General features: G+C 53.7%; 24 protein-coding genes, 1 tRNA gene, 2 pseudogenes and 1 riboswitch. Of the genes and pseudogenes, 16 read left to right on the plus strand and 11 right to left on the minus strand.

Annotated elements, in window-relative coordinates; translation table 11 throughout:
- Window positions 1-58 precede the first annotated feature (58 nt).
- Both CFB04_RS12805 and CFB04_RS12810 read right to left on the minus strand, forming a co-directional pair.
- The gene (locus CFB04_RS12805; RefSeq protein WP_088536831.1) at window positions 59-1,375 is read right to left on the minus strand and encodes a cytochrome C; all 1,317 of its coding nucleotides are present in this window, start codon (window positions 1,373-1,375) and stop codon (window positions 59-61) included.
- A 28-nt stretch (window positions 1,376-1,403) separates the two neighbouring features.
- A riboswitch (cyclic di-GMP riboswitch) is annotated at window positions 1,404-1,490 on the minus strand.
- Between the two features lie 92 nt (window positions 1,491-1,582).
- Complete coding sequence (locus CFB04_RS12810) at window positions 1,583-2,521, minus strand: hypothetical protein (RefSeq protein WP_088535632.1); 939 nt, start codon at window positions 2,519-2,521, stop codon at window positions 1,583-1,585.
- Between the two features lie 383 nt (window positions 2,522-2,904).
- On the opposite strand from CFB04_RS12810, the gene CFB04_RS12815 reads away from it, so the two are divergent.
- Window positions 2,905-3,414 (plus strand): tetratricopeptide repeat protein, encoded by a 510-nt coding sequence (locus CFB04_RS12815; protein WP_088535633.1) that lies wholly within the window; start codon window positions 2,905-2,907, stop codon window positions 3,412-3,414.
- 101 nt (window positions 3,415-3,515) lie between these two features.
- On the opposite strand, the gene CFB04_RS12820 is transcribed toward CFB04_RS12815, so the two are convergent.
- Both CFB04_RS12820 and CFB04_RS12825 read right to left on the minus strand, forming a co-directional pair.
- Window positions 3,516-3,719: a hypothetical protein gene (locus tag CFB04_RS12820; RefSeq protein ID WP_088535634.1), complete on the minus strand. Its 204-nt coding sequence runs from the start codon at window positions 3,717-3,719 to the stop codon at window positions 3,516-3,518.
- A gap of 140 nt (window positions 3,720-3,859) precedes the next feature.
- On the minus strand, window positions 3,860-4,060 hold the full coding sequence (locus CFB04_RS12825) for a cold-shock protein (RefSeq protein WP_088535635.1): 201 nt from the start codon (window positions 4,058-4,060) through the stop codon (window positions 3,860-3,862).
- 251 nt (window positions 4,061-4,311) lie between these two features.
- Between CFB04_RS12825 and CFB04_RS12830 the strand changes: the two genes are divergently transcribed.
- Window positions 4,312-4,779 carry a DUF2147 domain-containing protein gene (locus CFB04_RS12830; protein WP_088535636.1) on the plus strand — a complete coding sequence of 156 codons (468 nt, stop codon included), beginning with the start codon at window positions 4,312-4,314 and terminating at the stop codon, window positions 4,777-4,779.
- Window positions 4,780-4,786: 7 nt separating this feature from the next.
- Here CFB04_RS12830 and CFB04_RS12835 read toward each other — a convergent pair whose 3' ends face one another.
- On the minus strand, window positions 4,787-5,383 hold the full coding sequence (locus tag CFB04_RS12835; protein ID WP_157698793.1) for an OmpH family outer membrane protein: 597 nt from the start codon (window positions 5,381-5,383) through the stop codon (window positions 4,787-4,789).
- Window positions 5,384-5,642: 259 nt separating this feature from the next.
- On the opposite strand from CFB04_RS12835, the gene CFB04_RS12840 reads away from it, so the two are divergent.
- Window positions 5,643-5,718 (plus strand) — tRNA-Asn (locus CFB04_RS12840).
- Window positions 5,719-6,015: 297 nt separating this feature from the next.
- Here the strand turns inward: CFB04_RS12840 and CFB04_RS12845 are convergent.
- Entirely contained in the window at window positions 6,016-6,339 is a 324-nt protein-coding gene (locus CFB04_RS12845; protein ID WP_088535638.1) for a helix-turn-helix transcriptional regulator, read from the minus strand.
- A gap of 154 nt (window positions 6,340-6,493) precedes the next feature.
- Here CFB04_RS12845 and CFB04_RS12850 point away from each other — a divergent pair, with 154 nt between their 5' ends.
- From CFB04_RS12850 to CFB04_RS12895, 10 genes and pseudogenes are all read left to right on the plus strand, one after another.
- Window positions 6,494-6,847, plus strand: coding sequence for a helix-turn-helix transcriptional regulator (locus tag CFB04_RS12850; RefSeq protein WP_088535639.1), 354 nt, complete (start codon window positions 6,494-6,496; stop codon window positions 6,845-6,847).
- 35 nt (window positions 6,848-6,882) lie between these two features.
- Window positions 6,883-7,451 (plus strand): annotated as a pseudogene (locus CFB04_RS12855) (methyltransferase domain-containing protein).
- A gap of 72 nt (window positions 7,452-7,523) precedes the next feature.
- A pseudogene (locus CFB04_RS18405) lies at window positions 7,524-7,616 on the plus strand (CGGC domain-containing protein); the annotation flags it as partial.
- A 110-nt stretch (window positions 7,617-7,726) separates the two neighbouring features.
- The gene (locus tag CFB04_RS12865) at window positions 7,727-7,927 is read left to right on the plus strand and encodes a cold-shock protein (protein ID WP_088535640.1); all 201 of its coding nucleotides are present in this window, start codon (window positions 7,727-7,729) and stop codon (window positions 7,925-7,927) included.
- A 455-nt stretch (window positions 7,928-8,382) separates the two neighbouring features.
- A complete protein-coding gene (locus CFB04_RS12870; RefSeq protein WP_088535641.1) occupies window positions 8,383-8,685 on the plus strand; it encodes an RNA-binding protein in 303 nt (100 codons plus the stop codon).
- A gap of 20 nt (window positions 8,686-8,705) precedes the next feature.
- Window positions 8,706-9,599 carry a ribosome biogenesis GTPase YlqF gene (ylqF, locus tag CFB04_RS12875; protein WP_088535642.1) on the plus strand — a complete coding sequence of 298 codons (894 nt, stop codon included), beginning with the start codon at window positions 8,706-8,708 and terminating at the stop codon, window positions 9,597-9,599.
- Window positions 9,596-10,273, plus strand: coding sequence for a hypothetical protein (locus CFB04_RS12880; RefSeq protein WP_088535643.1), 678 nt, complete (start codon window positions 9,596-9,598; stop codon window positions 10,271-10,273). Before ylqF ends, CFB04_RS12880 begins: the two co-directional genes overlap by 4 nt.
- Window positions 10,274-10,596: 323 nt before the next feature.
- The gene (locus CFB04_RS12885; RefSeq protein WP_088535644.1) at window positions 10,597-11,052 is read left to right on the plus strand and encodes a MarR family winged helix-turn-helix transcriptional regulator; all 456 of its coding nucleotides are present in this window, start codon (window positions 10,597-10,599) and stop codon (window positions 11,050-11,052) included.
- Window positions 11,053-11,120: 68 nt separating this feature from the next.
- Complete coding sequence (locus CFB04_RS12890; protein WP_088535645.1) at window positions 11,121-11,711, plus strand: YceI family protein; 591 nt, start codon at window positions 11,121-11,123, stop codon at window positions 11,709-11,711.
- 225 nt (window positions 11,712-11,936) lie between these two features.
- Window positions 11,937-12,527: a CoA pyrophosphatase gene (locus CFB04_RS12895; RefSeq protein ID WP_231934181.1), complete on the plus strand. Its 591-nt coding sequence runs from the start codon at window positions 11,937-11,939 to the stop codon at window positions 12,525-12,527.
- On the opposite strand, the gene CFB04_RS12900 is transcribed toward CFB04_RS12895, so the two are convergent.
- From CFB04_RS12900 to CFB04_RS12910, 3 genes are read right to left on the minus strand one after another with little or no spacing between them, the layout of a single operon-like run.
- Window positions 12,519-12,782 (minus strand): GSU3529 family protein, encoded by a 264-nt coding sequence (locus CFB04_RS12900; RefSeq protein ID WP_088535647.1) that lies wholly within the window; start codon window positions 12,780-12,782, stop codon window positions 12,519-12,521. The two genes, CFB04_RS12895 and CFB04_RS12900, sit on opposite strands and share 9 nt — an antisense overlap.
- Window positions 12,782-13,030, minus strand: coding sequence for a GSU3529 family protein (locus tag CFB04_RS12905; RefSeq protein WP_088535648.1), 249 nt, complete (start codon window positions 13,028-13,030; stop codon window positions 12,782-12,784). The genes CFB04_RS12900 and CFB04_RS12905 overlap by 1 nt, the downstream gene beginning before the upstream one ends.
- A 16-nt stretch (window positions 13,031-13,046) precedes the next feature.
- Complete coding sequence (locus CFB04_RS12910; protein WP_088535649.1) at window positions 13,047-14,177, minus strand: cysteine desulfurase family protein; 1,131 nt, start codon at window positions 14,175-14,177, stop codon at window positions 13,047-13,049.
- Window positions 14,178-14,284: 107 nt separating this feature from the next.
- Between CFB04_RS12910 and CFB04_RS12915 the strand changes: the two genes are divergently transcribed.
- Window positions 14,285-15,199, plus strand: a complete 915-nt coding sequence (locus CFB04_RS12915; protein ID WP_088535650.1) for a LysR family transcriptional regulator — start codon at window positions 14,285-14,287, stop codon at window positions 15,197-15,199.
- A 42-nt stretch (window positions 15,200-15,241) separates the two neighbouring features.
- Here the strand turns inward: CFB04_RS12915 and CFB04_RS12920 are convergent, their stop codons facing one another.
- The gene (locus tag CFB04_RS12920) at window positions 15,242-16,300 is read right to left on the minus strand and encodes an NAD(P)-dependent alcohol dehydrogenase (protein WP_088535651.1); all 1,059 of its coding nucleotides are present in this window, start codon (window positions 16,298-16,300) and stop codon (window positions 15,242-15,244) included.
- Window positions 16,301-16,621: 321 nt separating this feature from the next.
- Window positions 16,622-19,153, minus strand: coding sequence for a DUF3365 domain-containing protein (locus tag CFB04_RS12925; protein WP_088535652.1), 2,532 nt, complete (start codon window positions 19,151-19,153; stop codon window positions 16,622-16,624).
- Window positions 19,154-19,349: 196 nt separating this feature from the next.
- Between CFB04_RS12925 and CFB04_RS12930 the strand changes: the two genes are divergently transcribed.
- Together CFB04_RS12930 and CFB04_RS12935 are read left to right on the plus strand one after the other, a co-directional pair.
- A complete protein-coding gene (locus CFB04_RS12930) occupies window positions 19,350-20,084 on the plus strand; it encodes a DUF3365 domain-containing protein (protein WP_088535653.1) in 735 nt (244 codons plus the stop codon).
- A 238-nt stretch (window positions 20,085-20,322) separates the two neighbouring features.
- Window positions 20,323-20,727, plus strand: coding sequence for a YsnF/AvaK domain-containing protein (locus tag CFB04_RS12935; RefSeq protein WP_088535654.1), 405 nt, complete (start codon window positions 20,323-20,325; stop codon window positions 20,725-20,727).
- Window positions 20,728-20,749: the final 22 nt, after the last annotated feature.

The following is a 20,749-nucleotide window of genomic DNA, read 5'->3' on the forward strand; positions in this document are numbered from 1 at the left end:
AAAAGAAGATCCGGGGCCGGCTTAAGCCGGCCCCGGAGATGGCATTGCACTTCAGCAATTAGTCTTTAGCATGGCACTTGTTGCATAGCGCTCTCTGGTAGGGAGCGAACTTGTCTGCCGTACGGTCGTACAGTGCTGCGGACTGCTCAGCAGGAGTACGGCCAAGGGCGGACTTGTCATTCGGATCGCTGGAGAAAATCGGGTTTCCGCTCGCATCGGCAACGGTGAAGTATTCGCCATTCTCGAGTGCGCCGAACCTGGTCATGCTGTCGAAGCCGGAAGCATGGGCGCGATGGCAGGAGAGGCAGTTGACGTTGGCGGTTGCTTCAGGACCATTGAGGTATGCGTCGGTGTTGCTGGCGTGCGCCTTGAGGGTAGCGTAGTCGGCAGTCCCCTCCTCGAACGGAACAAGCGAGCTGAAGGACTTGGTGTTGTCGGTGTTGGTCAGGTCGCCGGACTTGACATACTTGTTGTAGTTACCAGCAATTGTGGCACCGAGCTTGGCGCCGTTACCGGCAGGGTGGGAAAGCGAGCCCATGCCGCTGGTGAAGGAAGAACGGATGATGCCGGTGTGGCAGTTGGCGCACCACTCGGACATACCCTGGCCGTAGGCTACACGGACCTGCTTGGCAGCTTCGGACTGGTTGTAGGTGCTCGGTGCGACAGCCGCGGGAACCGTGTTGGCGAAGCCGAAGGAACCCTGGAGCGACTTCGGCTGGTAGCCTTCGCCGCCGAGGATGCGGAACACGCCTACAGCACCTTTACCTGCGACCGGATCCTTGCTGTTGTGGTAAGAACCGCTGTTGAAGATCGGAAGACCGGTCTGGGTGATGGCGCCGGTCGCATCACGACGGTAGGTTCCGTGCGGATCGTGGCAGCTGGAGCAGGCGAGGTTGGCGGCAGGGTACTCACCACCAGGTGCCTTGGTCAGTTTGCTGTCGGCGCTGTAGCCGTAATCTGCAGCAACTATGTTGTGGCCTTTGCGCTCGCCGAGGCTGGTACCGGGCTCACCCCTCATGACCCAGTTGTAGGTCTTCTTGAGCCAGCCGAAGTCGCCGCCCGGAGTCCTCTGGAGCGGGGCGGTGCCTGTGGGCATGTCGGCCGGAGCGGTCGAGATGTGGTAGCTGCTGGGGCCGGTGTCGCCTGCATGCTGGTGACAGTTGAGACATGCGGAGCTCTGGTCGGAACCCTTCAGCAGGTAGGGTCCGGTCTGGAACTGCGAGAAGGAGGTAGTGACCTGCTTCCCTTCGAGAGAGTTATGCATCGTGTGACAGCCTTCGCACTCGGCGACGCCGCCGGCGTGGAATGCCATTGCAGGGGTACTGAGCAGCAATGCGGTGGCAGCTGCAGCGAGTGATACGTTAAGAGCTTTCATTCGGGTAAATCCTCCCAGATTTTCTTTCTCCGGCAGCCCAGCCATCCTGTTCTTCGGAAACGCAGGATCTGTGGCTTTGTGTCCCCGCCTTACAGCGGGTTTACGTTCGGAGGATGGTGTGTGATAGCTTCTGTTCAATACAATAACGGTGCTGCCTCTGGTCCTTCCTTTTCCGCTCGTCCACCTCCTTTTCCTCCCTGTACTTGTTCAGCCATTGCTGATTTGAAAAACACTGACCCCCCTGTTGCGGATCTGGCTCACGTACACCTTGTTAGTTGTGTCTACTGCTATTTCGCTGGGGCCAATCAGGTTCCCCGGCTTGAACCCCCGGAACCCGAATTCTTTCAGAAGCTTGAAGTCCTTGTCGAAAACCATCACCAGGCAGCGCAGGGTATCGGTAACAAGCAGATTGCCCTCCTTGTCCGCTGCGACACCGGTTACGACCCCGAATTTGCCGGGACCGCTGCCGCGCTTGCCGAAGGAGCTGATCTGGCCATCCTTCGCCATGCGGTAAACTTTTGCCATCGTAGGCATGGTGAAATAGAAGTTCCCCTGCCGGTCGAGAGTTATGCTGCCGATGCCCGAATCGAGACGCTCCTGCTCCAGGAGTCCGATCTTGGTCGCAAGATCGATGGTATCCAGATAATTCCCATATTGATCCACCATCACGAATCGCATCGAATTCAGGCTTGCCAGGTAGAGAGTGCCGTCGACAAGGAAAATACGATCCGGTAGAAACTGGGCCAGCTCCTCCGGCAGATTTTTCAACTCCACCGGCGAAATCGGCTCAGCCCTGAAGTTGCAGCGGACAACCTGCGCCTTCCTCTCCTTCAGGGTAAGAAGAAAAAGATCTCCGCCCGGATCGATCGCTACGTCATACACGACTCCCATGGTGGGGTCATAATCGACCCGGAAAATCTCCATGCCACTGCTGTTGAAAATAGCTACCGACTCACCTGAGAGGGCGTAAATTTCGTTCTTTGTGTCGTCCAGCTTGATCTTTGCCGATGAATAGGGCTTCGAACCTGTGAAATCCGAGAGATTGTAGAGGTAGGAAGCCTTCAGCTCCCCTGCCCTCGATGGGTCAGCCAGGATCATCAGAAGCAAGGCTGCAATCATCATATGTCGTACGGTCTTCACCTTCATAACCTGCGCTCTGTCTTAATAAGAGTAATTTGCCCGTCCGTTATTATTACCGCCGCTATTTGACTCTCTATTGAGCATAACCAGTGCCATGCCAGAAACTTTTTTGTTACCCGGTTGTAACATGTTGTTATTGCAAGCCTTGCATATTTCTTGAAAACCGCAGGTACTTCCCTCCCAACGCAAATTAGCGGCACATGCCGATGAATACCCACATTTACACTTTCGCTCCGGTTACAGCAGCATTACGATTTCGTCATCTTAAAAACTGCGGTCAGAGCGGCAGGAGTTTGGTGCCGGTCGCCTCGGCAAGCAAGCGCCAAGAGAGGTTCCGTATGTGATATAGTTGTAGCGGAAGGAGATAACTGCGGTGCGAGGAGGAAGGTATGATCAATGGCACAAAACTGGCGGCTCTCCTGCTAACAGCGACACTCGCCTCACCGGCCTGGGGTGATTTCGATGCTGGCCTGAAAGCGTACAAGGCGGGGAATTACAAAAAGGCGCTAAAGGAGTTCAAGGCGGATGGAAAAGGGGCTGCATCTTTCAATGTGGGGATAATGTACCTGAAGGGACAGGGGGTAAGCCGGGACGGCAACGAGGCTGCGAAATGGATGAAGAAAGGAGCTGAGCAGGGGGATATGAATGCCCAGTTTTCGCTGGGAGCCATGTACGACAAAGGGGAATTCCTGCCCAAGGATCTATCGGAGGCCGCTAAATGGTACCGGAAAGCGGCAGAACAGGGCCACGTTCAGGCTCAGTACAACCTCGGACTCATGTATACGAATGGCGAGGGGGTGGAGAAGAGCCAGGACGAAGCGGTGAACTGGCTGCGTAAGGCCGCCGGGAAAGGACACCCAAATGCGAAAAAGCTCCTGAAGGTGATGGGGCGGGAATAAGTCCGTTCATCGCAACCCCTCCAGGGGTTCTTCCCCTGCACAGAAAAAAGGCCCCGCAGTCGCGAGGCCTTTGCCGGTCGTCGCTCTACCGAATGGCAGAATCAGGTCGGAAAACATAGCTCCCCCGCATCGTCACATCGGCTTGGAGAGGCCATAGCGCTCAGTTCATGCTGCATCTGGGCCACCAGAGCAAGGGCGGCAAGGATAAGCCCTTCCGTGGTTGCCTGCCGGCATTCCACAAGCGCAAGCTGTAAGGCTTCGACGGCATTTTCCGTCAGGTCGTGCAGCTTGGGTGCTTTCTGCATATTGTATCCTCCTCGTTCGGATTAGTAAGTTATGGAGATGTTGGATCTACTGCTAGTGCGGATTCGGCCAAACATCATTCAGCAAAAACAAAAGGCCCCGGGGCAGCCCGGAGCCTGCAATGTGTATGACCAGCTGCCGGTTAAAGCTTGGAGACGCTCGTTGCCTGCAACCCTTTAGGCCCCCGGGTTATCTCGAAGCTGACCCGCTCGCCTTCCGCAAGGGTCTTGAATCCCTGACCGTTTATCGCTGAGAAGTGCACGAAGACGTCTTCTCCCGATTCCTGCTCCAGAAATCCGAACCCCTTGGTGTCGTTGAACCATTTTACCGTACCAGTAATCATTGTAACTCTCCCTCAAGATCAGTTGATTTTGCCGGACCTGCCCGACAAGTAAAAAATTCTAACAGAGAAGGGAGACGAGTCAAGTGCAGTGGAAAATTTTGGAGCTTGCTCTTGGGTAAGAATTTCATATTCCATAGGAGCTGAGGAGAGTATGCTTTATGCCGACCCCGCTTCGAAGCGTTGACATGCCTACTCCAGCCCATCTGGTATAATCGCTCTGATGAACGATCAATGCTGAAAAAGGAGGAGTGGTGAGGCTTCTCTATTTCACTCTTGCATTTGTCATGGCTGCAACAGGCGCTTTTGCCTCTAGCCCTGATAACATACTGGGAGTATGGCTCACCGCGGGAGGAGACTCCAAGGTGGAGTTGTTCCGTTGTGGAGACAATGACAATATCTGCGGAAGGATCGTCTGGCTTAAGGAGCCCAGATACCGTGACAACAGGATAGGACCCATCGGGACCGTCAAGACGGACCGCAGGAATCCAGAGCAGGACTTACGGAACCGCTCTTTATTGGGGCTACAGGTGATGAACGGACTTGTCCAGACCGGGGAGAAACAGTGGGAACACGGATCCTGCTATGATCCGCATAGCGGGAAAACATACAACTGCAAGATGAAGCTCACAGCCCCGGACATGCTGGAGTTGCGGGGGTATGTCGGCATTTCGCTATTCGGGCGCACCTTTCAGCTGACACGGTCGGGAAAAGATGGATGACACTATGCTATGGCCGTGAGGTACTGGAGTCCATCTCTTTTATCACGCCATCGGTAACATCCTCGGAAACAACCCCCGCCCCCGTATAAAGGATATCCTTTTCCGTTATGATGGCGGCATAGTCGTGAGCCTCGCCGTATGCGGCAGCGGCAGCTTTTATGTCCTTCAGGAATGAGCGGACGGCTTCTTCCTGGAGAGGCTTCATCTCGTTGTCAGCCTTCTGCAACAGCTTGCGGTATTCCTCTACCTTTTTCTCGAACTCCTTTGCCTTCGCTACCCGTTCTTGCTGGGACATTGTCGACAGCTTCGCCTGTAAAGCCGCCTGTTGCTTCTCAAGCTGCTTCTGTTTGGATTCGAGCTGTGACTTGAGTTTGTCCGCCTTCCCTTTCACTCGTGTCTGGGCAGCCTTCCCCTGCTTTGACTCACGGCTGACCCGTGAAATATCCACGTATCCGATTCTTCCCCCAGGAGAGACAGATTCAGCAGGGACGGGGCTGGAAGCAGCCGACGGCGTTTCAATAGCGGGTTCGGTGGCAGCAACTGATGTTGGAAGTGTAAGGATCGCTGCGAGAACACCCGCAATATATTTGGTGGAAATCTGCATGTAACCTCCGAGATGGAATTGGCCTAGAAAACATCTGTCATGAGAATAGCGTGTCTTGATTACTCCACAAGATGTGAGCGAAAAGCCTTGGCTGAGGCTGAAGTGTATTCGCATGTACAGATCGGAGTCAAGCACCAGAGTTCACTTTAAATATCGTTTGACAGCCACCTCGGCCTGTGCTAAAAGATACAGGTCTTGCACCATGGGGGTATTTCCCTGTTGCCGCGTAACGACCGGCTTCGCGAGGCTTACCAACTTTTCCCCAGTAGCTCAGTCGGTAGAGCGGGTGGCTGTTAACCACCATGTCCGTGGTTCGAGTCCGCGCTGGGGAGCCAACCAATTATAGGTCGCTAATTTTATTAGCGACCTTTTTCTTTTGTGACGGGTGACTCTGTTTTTTGTAGAGGGTGAGGTTGAGGAGACAGCAAACACTCTGTCTCCTCGTGATAAACTTTACTTACCCTTCGTGCCGGAATTACATCCACATCCACAAGATCCTTTTGCGTCCTTCTTTTCGGAAGGCTGTTCTGCCTTGACCGAGCCTTTGATTTCTTCGGCGACTTTTACCATGGTGTCACCTCCTTTCCTTTTCAGAATATGCGCAGTAACTTAAATACTGGGCAAAAAATATATTACCCTTTCGTCGAGCAGTCTCCGTGGCTTTTCACGGCAGTCTGCCCGCCTGAACATCCACAGGTGCATATGCGATTCAGCCGCTTTCGGCACTCTTCCAAAGCCTCCTTGTTCAAGGAGTAATATATCCAGTACCCTTGTCTCTCGTCCCTTACAAGATCCGCGGACTTTAGTACCCGAAGATGCTGCGATACCGCTGACTGGGTTATCCCCAGCTTCTCTGCAATTGCATTGACACTCATCGCTTCTTTTTTCAAAAGTTCAATTATTTCGATACGTTTGTCAACAGCGAGTAGTTTGAAAAGTTCTGCTGAGTTCTTCAAGGCGGTTCCTTATAAGTAGTTGCTAAAATACTTATAGGTGCTTCTTGCTCCGCTGTCAACGAAATTTTTTAAAGCGACAGTTTTTTGTAAAAGTATTTGAACAATAGCAGGAGATGGTATTCGAATATTCGAATATGAATCCGTGGGGGGAGCTATGGATATCGAAACAGCGAATGAGTGGGCAAAGGCAATGAAGGCCCTTGCGCATCAGACCCGTCTCCAGATCGTGGGCGAGCTGCTGAAGGAGACTAAATGTGTGACCGATATCCAAGATATTTTCCCGGCATCTCAGGCGAACATCTCCCAGCACTTGACTGTCCTTCGTAAAGCAAACCTGGTGGATTTTGTACAGGAAGGTTCACAGCGTTGCTACTACCTGTGCCGCCCGAGACTGGTGAAAGAAATCATTGCCCTGCTGGGCGAGAATGAGGCCGTGGCCAGGAAGAGTAAGAAGGATATTGATCGGGAGAAGCAGTCGACCGTGGTGTCCTGCTGCGTCGGAAAGTGATGAAACGAAGTGCCAAAAGACAAAAGGAGGAATGGTTGAAAGTTCGTGATAGCGGCATGCCTGAAGAAGAAATGTGGCAAGATTTTTTCGAGCCGGAAAAGATGCTCAGGACGTTCGGTCTGGACAAAGGAGTGCAAGACATAGCGGAGTTCGGCTGCGGTTATGGGACCTTTACCCTGGCGGCAGCAAAGCTTGTGACGGGAGTCGTACACACCTTCGATATCGAACCTGAGATGGTTGATGCGGTAAATCAGAAATGTCGGGAATCTGGAGTTGAAAACATTCGCGCGATCATTCGCGATTTTGTTGCAGAGGGGACAGGACTCCCGTCCGATTCCATCGATGCGACGCTGCTTTTCAATATTCTGCATCATGAAGAGCCGGTAGCGTTGATGCAGGAATCGCTGCGCATTCTGAAGCCGGGAGGACGCCTGGCGGTCACTGGAACTATGACCCGGCGACGCCACGAGGCCCGGCCATGGACATCCGTCCTCGACCGGAACAGTGTATAACATGGGCGCAATCGGCAGGCTTTACGGGGCGGGGGCGCTTTGATCTGCCCCCCTATCACTACGGGCTCCTTTTCAGAAAGCCTTTTACCTGAGGGCCCGCTTTTAACTGTCCGTGAGACAGCGAGATTTGCAGTTCCAGCGTTACCAGAATAGGAGTGACAGGAATGAAGGTAGGAATAATAAGATGCCAGTTGACTGAAGATATGTGCCCCGGCACTACCGATTTCAATGCAGCCAAAGAAGGTTCCAGTAGATTTATTTAAAAAATTTTTTAAATACATTGACCGGGCCACTATAACCCTGATAAGGTGGGCCAATGTCCGGTTGTTACCGGAAAAAAAACAGAAGAATCGGAAAAGGAAAGTAAATGGTAAACGGAACAGTGAAGTGGTTTAATGACGCAAAAGGTTTTGGTTTTCTAGAGCAGGAGAATGGTGAAGATGTCTTCTGCCACTTCTCTGCCATCAGCGGCGACGGGTTCAAGTCACTGGCTGAAGGAGACAGCGTCAGATTCGAGGTAACCAAAGGGCCGAAAGGGCTTCAGGCAGCAAACGTAACGAGAATCTAACAGAGTACGAAAAACACAAGGTATAGAAACTGAAAGCCTCGGAGGAATCCGCGGCTTTCTTTTTTGAAAAAGGAATATGGGTTAAGGTTATCAATTTTTATTCAATGCCGCGAAGTATAACCTCCTCCTTCTTAACCTCAACCTCCTTCACTAACAACTTCTAGTAATATTCCTCTGGTGGGGTTTCTGCCGACGTCCCCCACCTTCCACCGCAGGTACATCTCTTCGACCTTGTCCCGAGCCCACGGGTACGCCGCACAAATTTCAGGCTGGAGGAGATGTCGGGATCATGGGTAAAGCAGTCATGCATGGTCCCTGATGCTCCTTTTCCACCGCACCACCGCTCATCGGACATCTTCAGTACTTTTGTGACCTGCCTCGGATTCGTGCTATATTGAACCGCCCGGTAATGGGCAGCCTTCCGGGAAGCATCCAACAAGGTGAGGAGAAAAGGTATGGGGAACCGACTGTACGTCAGCAATATCCAATTCAATGCATCGGAAGAAGGTATCAGAGCGCTCTTCTCGGAAATCGGTGCAGTAGAATCATTGAATCTGGTAAAGGATTCGCGCACGGGGAAGCCGAAAGGTTTCGCATTTGTCGTAATGGCTTCCGAAGGAGAGGCTGAAAAGGCGATAGAAGCGCTGAACGGAACCCTGTTTCTCGGCAGGCCCTTGAGCGTGAGCGTGGCCAATACGCAGCAACCCAGAGAGAGGCGCGACCTAGAGCCTGATGGAAACAAAAAGCGGAATAAATAAATCCCAGGGAAGACATAAACATGACGATAGAATGGTACCCCGGGCACATGGGGAAAGCCAAACAACAGATTTCCGAACTCATCCGGGATGTTAACGTGGTTATCGAAGTACTCGACGCCCGACTCCCCTCCTCCAGCTCAAACAGGCTCCTGCAGGAACTGCGCAGGAGCAAGCCGTGCATCAAGGTTCTGAATAAGAGCGATCTCGCCGACCCCTCCGTGACCAAAGCATGGGTGCGAACCCTGGAGAAGCAAAGCGGCGTCCGCGCACTCCCACTGTCGGCAAAACATTATCGCGAAACGAGCCAGATAACCAAACTCTGCAAGCTCCTCGCTCCCAACCGCGGGAAGCCGGGCAACTCGTTACGTATCATGGTGGTCGGAATTCCCAATGTGGGCAAATCAACGCTCATCAACACTCTTGCAGGAAAATCCATGGCGAAGGTCGGAGACAGGCCTGCCATCACCACCTGTCCGCAGCGGATCGATCTGGGAAACAATATCATCCTTTCAGACACGCCGGGGCTGCTCTGGCCCGACATGAAGGACCAGACTGCCGCATACCGCCTGGCCAGCAGCGGGGCCATCGGAGAAGGTGCCTTCGACTACACCGATGTCGGTCTCTTCGCCGCACTGTTCATGATGCAGCGCTATCGGGAACTCCTTATGACACGGTACCGCTTTACGGAGGTGCCCGACAACCCCACAGGCCTTCTGGAGCACATCGGCCGCCGCCTCGGTTGCCTCGTCTCCGGCGGGCAGGTGGATCTTAACCGTGCAGCCGAAGCTTTTCTCCGCGAACTGCGGGCGGGGAAAATAGGCAGGATCAGCTTTGAAGAACCCACAGAATTTCCCGATGCGGCAGATACCATTGCATCCCCATCCTCTGCGCTCACTTCAACGAACCCACAATGATTGCCTGGAAGCTTCTCGACAGTGCCAGGATCCCCGGTGGCAACACCGACCTGCATTTCTATAAACGGGGCGGAGAATACTCCATCCGGATTAACGGCAACGAACTCATGAACAGTCGCGCCCATGCCTCGGAAGATGCCCTCGCAAAGTATGCCTGTGCCCGAACCGGCAACCGCCTCTCCCGTCGGATTCTTATTGGCGGCTTGGGGATGGGATTTACCACCGCGGCGGCGTTGCAGCAATTGGATGGGGAAAGCAGAGTCGTAGTGGCCGAACTCGTGCCGTCGGTCGTAGAGTGGAACCGGAGGTTCCTCGGGGAACTGAATGGTCATCCCCTTGAAGACTCCCGCGTAACTGTAGTTGTGACGGACGTTGCCAATATTATGCGGCAAGAACAGCAGGCGTTCGATGCCGTCCTGCTTGACGTGGACAACGGCCCGGAGGGCATGACATCCAAAGGGAACAACTGGCTCTACTCGGAGGCGGGAATCAAGGCTGCCTTCGCAGCGCTTCACCCCGGAGGGGTTTTGGCGGTATGGTCCGCAGGGGCAGACCCGGCATTTGTTAGGCGATTGGGAGGAGCAGGGTTTGCAGTGGAGGAAGTACAAGTCCGGGCACGCGGCCCGGCAGGTGGGGGCCGGCACACGATCTGGCTCGCCAGGCGACCAAGATGAGCTAGAAGCAACACAGGATAATCAGTATCATCTCCTCCTACCGCTCACCCCGGCACAATTGAGGTTTGAATCAGACGACACGCTGAAAAATGTCTAAAGATCGTCCGCGCTGGGAGCCATAATATCAGGGCACTTGCAAACTTCTTGCGAGTGCCTTTTTTGTGGCTAGCACTGGATCCAAAGATTAGCCGGGACAACATTCATAAAAAAACATCATAATGTGCTGCTATCAGGCACGGGCATTTGTTTAAAATGCTTGACAGAGCGGTTTGGAGAAGATAGTTTAATATCAAACAATATGATGTTGAACCAAGGGCCTGGAAATGAAACCTAAAACCAACGAAAAAACAGCCAGGGCTTTAAGCACCTATACGAAGCTCATGCGCGCTGCTGAAAGCGTAACGGCCGGGGTTACCCGCAATCTTGCAGCCAGTGGACTGACCATAAGCCAGTTTGGGGTGCTTGAGGCCCTCCTCCACAAGGGGCCACTGTTTCAACGAGACCTTGCGAAAAAGATACTCAAAAGTACAGGCAACATCACCATGGTCATAGACAACCTTGAGAAGAATGGGCTGGTTCGGCGGGAACGTTCGGAAGAAGACCGGAGGTACTTTGCCATACACCTGACGGACCAGGGAAGGGAATTGGTGTCACAGGTTTTTCCGGATGTAGCACGATCAATCGTGGAAGACATGTCCTTCCTCCTCGATTCTGAGCAGGAAGAACTTGGTCGTCTGTGCCGGATACTTGGCCTGAAAGAAAGGAGACCGAAAGCTTAGTAAAAAAATTTCGAACAATAGCTTAATGTCAAACTACTTGAACCAAGCAACCAAAAGGAGAATGAAAAATGAAAACGATAGCAACTGCCGCAGCGCTACTTGCCCTCACTATTCCGGGGCTGGCTTCCGCCAGTTTGTGGAACATCGACCCTGACCACTCGAATATAGGCTTCCAGGTCAAGCATATGATGGTGGCGAATGTTCGAGGTACTTTTGAGAAACCGGCAGGGACGCTGGAACTGAACGATAAGGACATTACCAAGTCAAAGGTACAGGTCACCATACCCACCGCCTCGATTAATACCAACGTGGCAAAGCGTGATGAACACCTCCGGAGCGCTGACTTCTTCGACGTGGAGAAGTACCCGACAATGACCTTCGTTTCTACAAAGGTGGCCAAGGCCGGGAATGACAAACTCAAGGTCACCGGCCTTCTGACGTTGCACGGCATCACGAAGGAGGTTGTGCTTCTCGTTGAAGGACCAACGAAAGAGAGCAGGGACCCGTGGGGGAACATCCGCCGTGGAGCAACAGCTACGACCAAGATCAACCGGAAAGATTTCGGGCTGGTATGGAATGCCGCACTTGAGACTGGCGGAGTTGCCGTAGGGGAAGAAGTGACCATCACGCTGGACATCTCACTCATAAGGAAAGTGTAACTGTATTATAGCCAAGGGCGGTGGAGAGGTGCACTTCTCCACCGCTTTCAACTAGTGGGTCAGGTATCAAACGGAAGGACAGGTTGCCGAAAAGGGGATGGAGCGACGGAGACCGGTATTGGTGTTACAGCGAGAGAGAAAGCCGGGTAGACTTTCTATTTGGGGTGGTGTGTCAGCATCAGCAACTGGCTCCAAAATGGCACCTAATAGGCTGAACCCGGGGGAATGATGTGCAAAATAGATCAACTAGAGGCAGCTCTGACGCAACGAGAAGTACGGATTGCAGCACCGATGGGCCGCGCACATGCAGCGGTTGCCCTGATGGTGACCGAAGGCGCCGACGGCGACTTGAACGTTCTGCTTATAGAGCGCGCCACTAACGAGGATGATTTCTGGTCCGGTCAAATTGGATTGCCGGGAGGGAGAATGGAAACAAGCGACAATAATTCCAAGCATACCGCTGAGCGGGAAGTCAGAGAGGAACTGGGGGTAGATCTTTCCTGCGCACGTCATCTTGGGCGTCTCAGCGACCTTGTTCCGGACGGCCTGAACATAATCATTTCCCCTTTCGTTTATGCAGTACCGGAGGATATGAACATGGCGCCGGACAGGGAAGAAGTGGCAGATATCTTATGGTTTCCGCTGGAGGAGCTAAAAAACCCGAGGCGCTGTTCAAACGTAATGTTCCATTCACACGGGAGGGTGAAAAAGTTCCCCTCCTTACTGATAAAGGATGAGAAAGAGCGTCACTTGTGGGGGATCACCTACCGGCTGCTGCGCAATCTGAACAAGATCATTCCAAAAGTCCTAATGTAACTCCTCGAACCCTAACAGCTTCTCCAGTGTCTTTTGCAAGACGACATTATTAACCCCCATTCCAAGGTAGCCCGTTTGGCCGTAGGTATCATACATAATGACCTTTTCGACCAGCTCATTCAGTTCATTTTCCCGCCCCTCAAATTCTTTCTGCCGTAGCAAAATAGCTGAAATATCCCGCGCCAGGCAGTCCGGCAAATCCTGTTCGGCCTGTGCTGTTTCCATTGCTTCCCGCAGACGATCGAAAACTGTCATTATTCCTCCAGCCACCGTAATGTTCTGGCGATGTCCTCGTGGTCATATGCCCATTTGCAGCACCCGGCCTCGGCATACACATCATATTCCCTGACCTGCGCCAGAAGGATTTCAACCAGATACTCCTTTTCCTGAAACAGCTCCGGAGACCGGGCAACGGAGAGAACCGGGTCCGCAAGCCATTTCGGCAGATCGCCATGAAAGTACTGCAGCGTGGTAGCCTCTTCGAGTTCCTTGAACAGATCCATGATCAACTCCCTTTAGTCAGCGCAGTTTCTGTAACACCTCAACAACCGACTCCCAGTCGACATCGGGCGTCATATGGCACCAGGAAAGCCGCAGGGAACTCTCGACCTGTGAGGAAGATAGTCCCATAGCGTTCAGGACATGGCTCGGAGTACGGGTATGGGAGGTGCAGGCAGATGTGCTCGATACGGCAATCACGTTTTTCAGCGCACGTATCGCCTGATCTGAAGAAATACCTGGAATGGAAACGTTGATGCAATGCGGCAGGGTCCAGGTTTCGTCACCGTTCTGCTCAGCACCAAGTGTGGCGAGCGCTTCACGTACGTCATGCCGAAAGGCCTGGCACTTCGCTTGGCGCTCCCTGTTGTCCCGCAATGCCAATTTTGCCGCCTCTCCAAATCCCGCTATTAAAGGCACCGGTAGAGTCCCCGGTCTTAGCCCCTGCTCCTGCCCGCCCCCGAAGATAAGCGGCTGCAATGGGGGGAACCGGCCATCACGCTTCCTGACGATGAGCGCCCCAATTCCTTTGGGTCCATATATCTTGTGCCCGCTGACGGATATCATGTCGATGCGTCGGCTGGAGAGTCGATCAAGATCCTTTCCATACCCCTGTGCAGCATCGACATGCCACAGCGCGTCATGCTCTTTGAGGAGGTCCGCGACTTCAACCAGCGGTTGCAGGACTCCGGTTTCGTTGTTGACATGCATGGTCGAAACAAGCAGCGTATCGGGCCGGAGAGCTTCGGCCAGCCGTTCCAGGCTGAAGCGTCCGTCGGGTAGGGCAGGCAGAAGCTCCACCTCGAATCCCTTGCGTGAAAGTTCCTCGAAAGGTTCAAGAACCGCCTTATGTTCGATGGCAGTCGTGATCACATGTCGCCGACCGCTGTTAAGTCCTGCGTCAATCAAACCAAGAATCGCCATATTGTTGCTTTCAGTGGCGCCGCTGGAAAAGATGACTTCATCCGGCCGTGCCCCGACGACCTTTCCCACCAACATCCGCGCATGCTCCACGGCAGCACGGGCGAACAAGCCATAGTCGTGTATAGGGCTGGCGGCGTTACCGAAGTCCTTCTCAAGAAATCTCAGCACCAGAGAAGCCACGGATGGCTCGGCAGGCGTGGTCGCATTGCAATCCAGATAAACTGCCATCACCTCTCCTCCATAGTTTCGAGGCAACTATACCAGAGCAGCTTCAATATATAAAATATATTGTTTTTATTGCCTCTATCACTATTATAGATGGATAGGGGGTCGGAATGGATCTGAAGCAATTGAACTTTTTCCTTGAAGTGGCAGATTCCGGAGGTTTCACCAAGGCGGCGGAAAAGCTTAACATAGCCCAATCCGCGCTCAGCATCGCCATCAAGAAGCTTGAGGAGGAACTGGAGGTTAAGCTCTTCGTCCGACGAGACCGAAAGGTCACCCTCACCGCCGAAGGAGAATCTCTGGCGCTGAACGCAAAGGACATTTTCAAGGTAGTTGCCAGAGCACGGCAGGAAGTCGCAGACCTGAGGGGCCTTGTAAGGGGCGAGGTACGAGTCGGACTGACGCCAATGCTGAGCAGTTTCTTCTTTCCAAAGATTCTCTCGGCGTTCAAGCGGCGGTATCCGGCGCTACAGATATCCATCTACGGTGACAGCGCATGGAACATTCAGCGGAAGATTGAATCCGGCGACATCGACATGGGCATCATCACCGGCAGGGTCCCGGACGGGCTCGATTCGCATCACATGCTTCGGGAAGAGGTGGTAGCGTGCGTGCATCGTTTTCATCCATTTGCCGTGAAGAAGAAGTGCAAGATTAGCGATTTGCTGGCCGAACCACTGGTGCAGTTCAAAAAGGGTTATTATCTTCGGGAATTAATAGACGAAATCGCTGCCAGGGAAGGAATCCTCCCTGTAGTAATGGCGGAATCCAACCTTTTCTCTCTCGTCAGAAGCCTCGTGAAGGAGGAACTAGGGGTGGCATTCCTGCTGAAGATGGCCGTTGACAAAGATCCGGGCGTAGCGACTATTTCGTGCGATCCGCCGCTCTTCCTGGACCTTGCAATAGCCTGGAAAAAAGATGTTCCCCTGTCACCGGCAAACAGGGCATTCGTAAATTTCCTGATCCAGGAAGTTGATGACTATTACATGCTGACGCAGGCGGCAACAACGTTCCCACTGCCATGAACAGATAGCGGCTGAAGAGCTGTCTCTTAGACCCCTGTCCGGTTACTCGGCTTTGAGTGACGCCATATCGATGGAGAACCTGTACTTGACGTCCGATTTCGCCAGCCGCTCGTAGGCCTCATTCACCTTCTGGATCGGGATGACTTCTACGTCAGCGGTAATGTTGTGCTGACTGCAGAAATCCAGCATCTCCTGAGTCTCGGCAATGCCGCCGATGAGAGAGCCGGAAAGGCTGCGGCGCCCGAATATCAGTGCGAAGGCAGATACCGCCAGCGGTTTCTCCGGTGCGCCGACCAGCGTAATAGTACCGTCCCGGCCGAGCATTTTGATGTAGGCGTCGATGTCATGATCGGCGGCGATGGTGTCGAGGATGAAGTCGAAGCTCCAGGCATGCTTTTTCATATCTTCAGCGTTGGTCGAGATGATGACTTCATCGGCACCCAACCGAAGTGCGTCCTCCCTTTTCGCCGGCGAGGTGGTGAAGACGGCCACGTGGGCACCGAAGGCGCGGGCAAATTTCACCCCCATGTGACCCAGACCACCGAGACCGACAATGCCTATTTTCTTACCCTCGATGTCCCCCCAGCGGCGGATGGGAGAGTAGGTAGTGATCCCGGCGCAGAGCAGAGGTGCGACACCGGCAGGATCAAGATTGGCGGGAACACGCAATACGAAGTGTTCATCCACTACGATGCTCTCGGAGTACCCGCCATAGGTAACGCCACCGAGGTCTTTGTCCGGCCCACCGTAGGTTAGAACCTGCTTCGGACATAATTGTTCAAGGCCTTCCCGGCAATTCGGGCAGGTCCGGTCCGAATCGACGAGGCAGCCGACGCCTGCCAGGTCGCCGGGCTTGAACTTCGTGACTGCGGAACCGACCTTTGTGACCCGTCCTACGATCTCGTGTCCCGGCACGCAGGGGTAGACGGTGGGCATGACGCTGTGCCATTCGTCGCGGGCATAGTGGAGATCGGAGTGGCAGATGCCGCAGAAGAGAATTTCGATCTGGACGTCCCTCTCCTTCGTATCCCTGCGGGGGATGGTGAGAGGGGCAAGCCCCGATGTGGCACCGGCAGCGGCGTAAGCTTTGATGTTGTACATACGCATGCTCTCCTTTTCCTGTTCTGAAATAAGGCCCTTCGTTTGTCAGTTTTCTCCGTGTGACGATATCCACTACAGCGGGCTGTGCGACGGCGTCGTGCCAGAGCTATCTGAGCCGGAGTGGCATCTTTTGCGCTGCCATTTACCGAGCATGTTCCTAAAGTATATCGTATCGATGAAGTGCAAGTGGTGCAGGATCACCAGAAGTAGGGATTCATTTGTGAATTAAGACGTTTCAAAATCAAAAGGCACCTACAAGATTCTTGCAGATGCCTTTTTCGGTTGTGCAACCTCCTGATGACGGCAAATCTGGCGCCGCCATCACCCTCCACAGAACCGGATAATAACCTCCTGCAACTGCGAAAATTTGAGCGGCTTCGACAGATAGCCATCCATCCCCGCCTCAAGAAACCGCTCCTCATCTCCTGCCATGGCATAAGCTGTCAGAGCGACCATCGGAACCTTAACTTCCGGATTGCGTTCACGGAACATTCTTGCCGCGGTTAATCCATCCATTTCCGGCATCTGGATGTCCATAAGCACTAGATCGAACCTTTCTGCGGCAAGTGCCGCCAAAGCCTCGCGACCATTTTGCACAACACGAGCGGTGTGGCCAAGCCGTTTCAGCATCTCCAGTACAAGCTTCTGGTTGATCAGGTTGTCCTCGGCTACCAGAATGTGACACGGAACGCATGCGACAGATTCCGCTTGTCCGGCATCCACCCGACCTGCACGGGAAGCTGTAGGAATTCTGCACGTAACCGTACAGATAAAGGAGCTTCCTTCTCCCAGTGTGCTGGTGACGGAAATGGTTCCTCCCATCATCTCCGCAAGGCTGCGTGAGACGGCGAGTCCGAGACCGGTCCCCCCGAACCTGCGGGTCGTGGAAAAATCCTCCTGCATGAAAGGCTCGAATATCCTGTCCAGATTTTCACGAGCTATGCCGACTCCCGTGTCTGTCACCTGCAGCGACAGGAGAATAGTTTCCTCGCCAAGCGGCACAGCGTCCATTTTGACAGTGACAGATCCCTCGGCAGTGAACTTCAATGCGTTGCCGATGAGGTTCACGGCGATCTGCCTGATCCGGGTAACATCCCCGAGCAGCCAGTCAGGCACCGACGGTGAACGTTCGATCGTGACATTGGTGGTCGAAGGTTGCGAGACGGAAAACATCTTGCCGAGCTGGATGAGCAGATCCGCCGTCGAAAACGGGGCTTCTTCCAGTTCCACTTTACCGGCGTCGATCTTCGACAGGTCTAGAATGTCGTTGATGATGGCAAGAAGAGATGAGCCTGACGAAGAAATCATTTCAGCATATTCCAGCTGCTTCTCGTTCAATCCCGATTCCGCGAGCAGCTCCGCAAACCCTATAATGCCGTTCATCGGAGTGCGGATCTCATGGCTCATGTTGGCGAGAAACGCGGCCTTTGCCTTGTTGGCAGATTCCGCGGCTGTCTTTGCTAGGCTCAGCTCCTCGATCATCTGAAATCTGTCTGTAACGTCACGAAGAAGTTCGAGGCACCCGGCAATATTGCCCGCTGCATCACGCACCGGCGATACCGTCCCCTCAATCTGAACTGTTCTGCCGTCAATATTCCAGGTCCTGTGCGTGTGGTGGATACGGCCGTCATTAAAGGTTTCGTCCAACGTACAGTCTACACACCTGGAAGTGCGGTGCTCATAAAGTTCGTAGCAGTGGCGCCCTGCAGCATCACCGAAAATCTCCTGCAGCGGCCTGTTCTGAAAGACGATGCGGTAATCGGCATCTATTATCCTGAGACCGTCTTCTATGGCGGAAATTATCGCCCCGTTCTTCGCCCGTTCCGCTTCCACCCCTTCCAGGGCCTCCTGAAGTGCTGCCGCGGTTTTCTTGTGACTCGCCGCCTCCAGCTTCAGGGACTCATTGAGTGACTGAAGTTCATTTGTTCGCTGTGTGACCCGGCTCTCCAGCTCATTCCAGCTTCTGCATAGGCTGGCAGACATGGCGTTAAAGGCCAGGGCCGTTTCCCGAAGCTCCCTTCCCGAAGGGACCGGGATCTCCTCCCCCAGGTGCCTCTCGTCGCCGGACACGAGAACCGCCTGCGTCCGCAGCCGTTCAAGGGGGCGCAGAACCAGTCGGCGGACGAGCAGGTAGTTGATGCCGAATAGCGTGAAGAGGATGCTGAGAATGATAAGGGAGAGCTGAAGAGCGAACCGGTCGGCATGCCGCAGGGGGGAAGCCAGAGGGACCCGTATCGATATAGCGGAGACCACCTGCCCCTCATGCCTGCCGAAACTCCGGGTGCCGCCGTACCGGCTGACGAGACCCGACGGCGCCTGCTCGGGCCTGTTGTGGCATACCAGGCAGTTCCTCTCCATCGTCTCGCCGCGATGCATGATGGTGAAGTAGGGCTTTCCGTCGAAGACACGGATCCCCCTCGTCATCATCAGGCTGCCGTCCCGGTTCAGGCTCTCGATGAAGGCACGTTCCTCCGCGTCCGCCTCATTGGAGGGGCTCCGCGCGTTGATGGCGCATTCCTTGTAATAGTAGCCGCTCTTGCTGATCTTTTGATAGAGGCTGTCGATGGAGCGGACCGCAAATGTGGAGGACATCCATGTCGGGTCAAAAAAGTCTTCGTTGGGGTTCTGCTTGAGAAGGTGCATGACCTGCGGCTTGAGATGATCCGCGAAGTACCGGTGAATGGCAAGGTTTCTCTCCAGGAGAAGCCGGCCTTGTTGTAGCGCCTCGTCCAGGGCCTGTCTGCGCTCTACCTGCTGGACGGTGAGAAAAACTGCGGCTGCCGCAATCACGAAGAGGATTGCATTAGCATAGAGCAGGGTGCGTGCAATCGGTTGCTTTTCCAACAGACGCATGAAATCCTCCAAGCTGGACCTGAGCAAGCTCTTTCTTCTATCGGCACGATCCGGTAGAAGTTCTGAATTTTCAGCGGCAGCCGTACCCTGGCTGTACGCGGGCACTAATAAAAGGGGGGGCACAGTTGCCCGGTAGGGAACTAAAGAATTGCCACTACACCTCCGAAAAGAAGTCAAAAATCATGAGGAGGTTGACATGGTAAGGAAATTTTTGTGGTCGGTCGGCGTCATCGCAATCGGTGCCGGGCTTTTCTTCACAACGACCGGCGTTCTCAGGGCAGGAGAGCGTGAAGAGTCTATCTCTACAGCTGTAGTGGAGTACCTGATAGCCGGCAGGGGAGTGATTGCCCGAAACCAGCCTCTTATAAATGACGCCTCCAAGGGCAACAAAGGGTTCACTGCGGAAGTCTACGAAAACCAACTCAAGGCCGACTTCTTCAAGCGGACGGGAATTGACATTACCGCACTGACGGCAAGCGATCCTTTCAACAAGGCACTGCTGGACGTCCATAACTCGGCAAAAGAGGTAGTGACTGCCGCTCAGTCACAGATCAATGAACCCAACAAAGGGTTCAAGGGGTTCAACCCTGCAGTTTTCGGTGCCCGTGTAGGTGCAAATCTCTCAAATCGTTCAGGCATACAGTTGAAGCAGACAAGCATTAAATTCAGGGGTGACTACAACAGGCCGGATGAATTCGAAACAGCAGTTCTAAAAGGCTTCGAAGGAAAAAAGGATCCTTCCCATTATGAGGAAGTCACTGTTGCAGGAAGGAAATTCGCCCGCTATATGGTGCCGGTCTACATCGAGAAGTCATGCCTGACATGCCACGGCGATCCCGCAGGAAGCCTCGACATCTCCGGAAGAGTGAAAGAGGGTTACAGGGAAGGTGACCTCCGCGGAGCCATAAGCGTTATGATTCCTTTCGATTAATTTCTGTTCGGATTTACCCGCAAGCCGTTTTCTGTCGAGGCCGTTTCCGCAAGGGGCGGCCTTTATTATATCAGCCCCACCGACACTCACTCGCCATACCATCATTAACCAAATGTTTTAAACTAGTTAGTCTTGCATCCTCGAAACCGACCTTTAGACTTTACGTAAAGCCAACGGGAAACTTGATGGCAAAAGAGCGGTCCTCTATTCAACCAGCTCATCCAAAGGAGCGCAGGCAATGGAAAAGGGAAAGTCGACAAAAAGGTCCCTCGAAGAAAGAGTAGTACTTCCGGTGATAGAGGAGGAGCTGCGGGTTGAAAAGCGGCCAGTCGAAACCGGCATCACCCGGATCAGTAAAAAAGTGCGGCACTTTGAGCAGGAAATAGAAGAACCGCTCGTAAAAGAACAGGTGGATGTTGAACGTGTCGCCATCAACCGGTTCATCGACCAACCCGTAGGAGTGCGGACAGAAGGGGAGGTGACGATAATACCGGTGCTGGAAGAGGTTCTTGTAATTGAGAAGAAGCTGCGCTTGAAGGAGGAATTGCATATCAGGCGTCGCAAAGAGACGATTACTCACAGACAGAAAGAGGTTGTTCGCAAAGAGGAGGCGGTCGTGGAACATACGGACCGGCATCACTGACTCCGGATACACATGGCCGCCC

This window comes from Geobacter sp. DSM 9736 (assembly GCF_900187405.1).
Lineage (GTDB): Bacteria > Desulfobacterota > Desulfuromonadia > Geobacterales > Geobacteraceae > DSM-9736.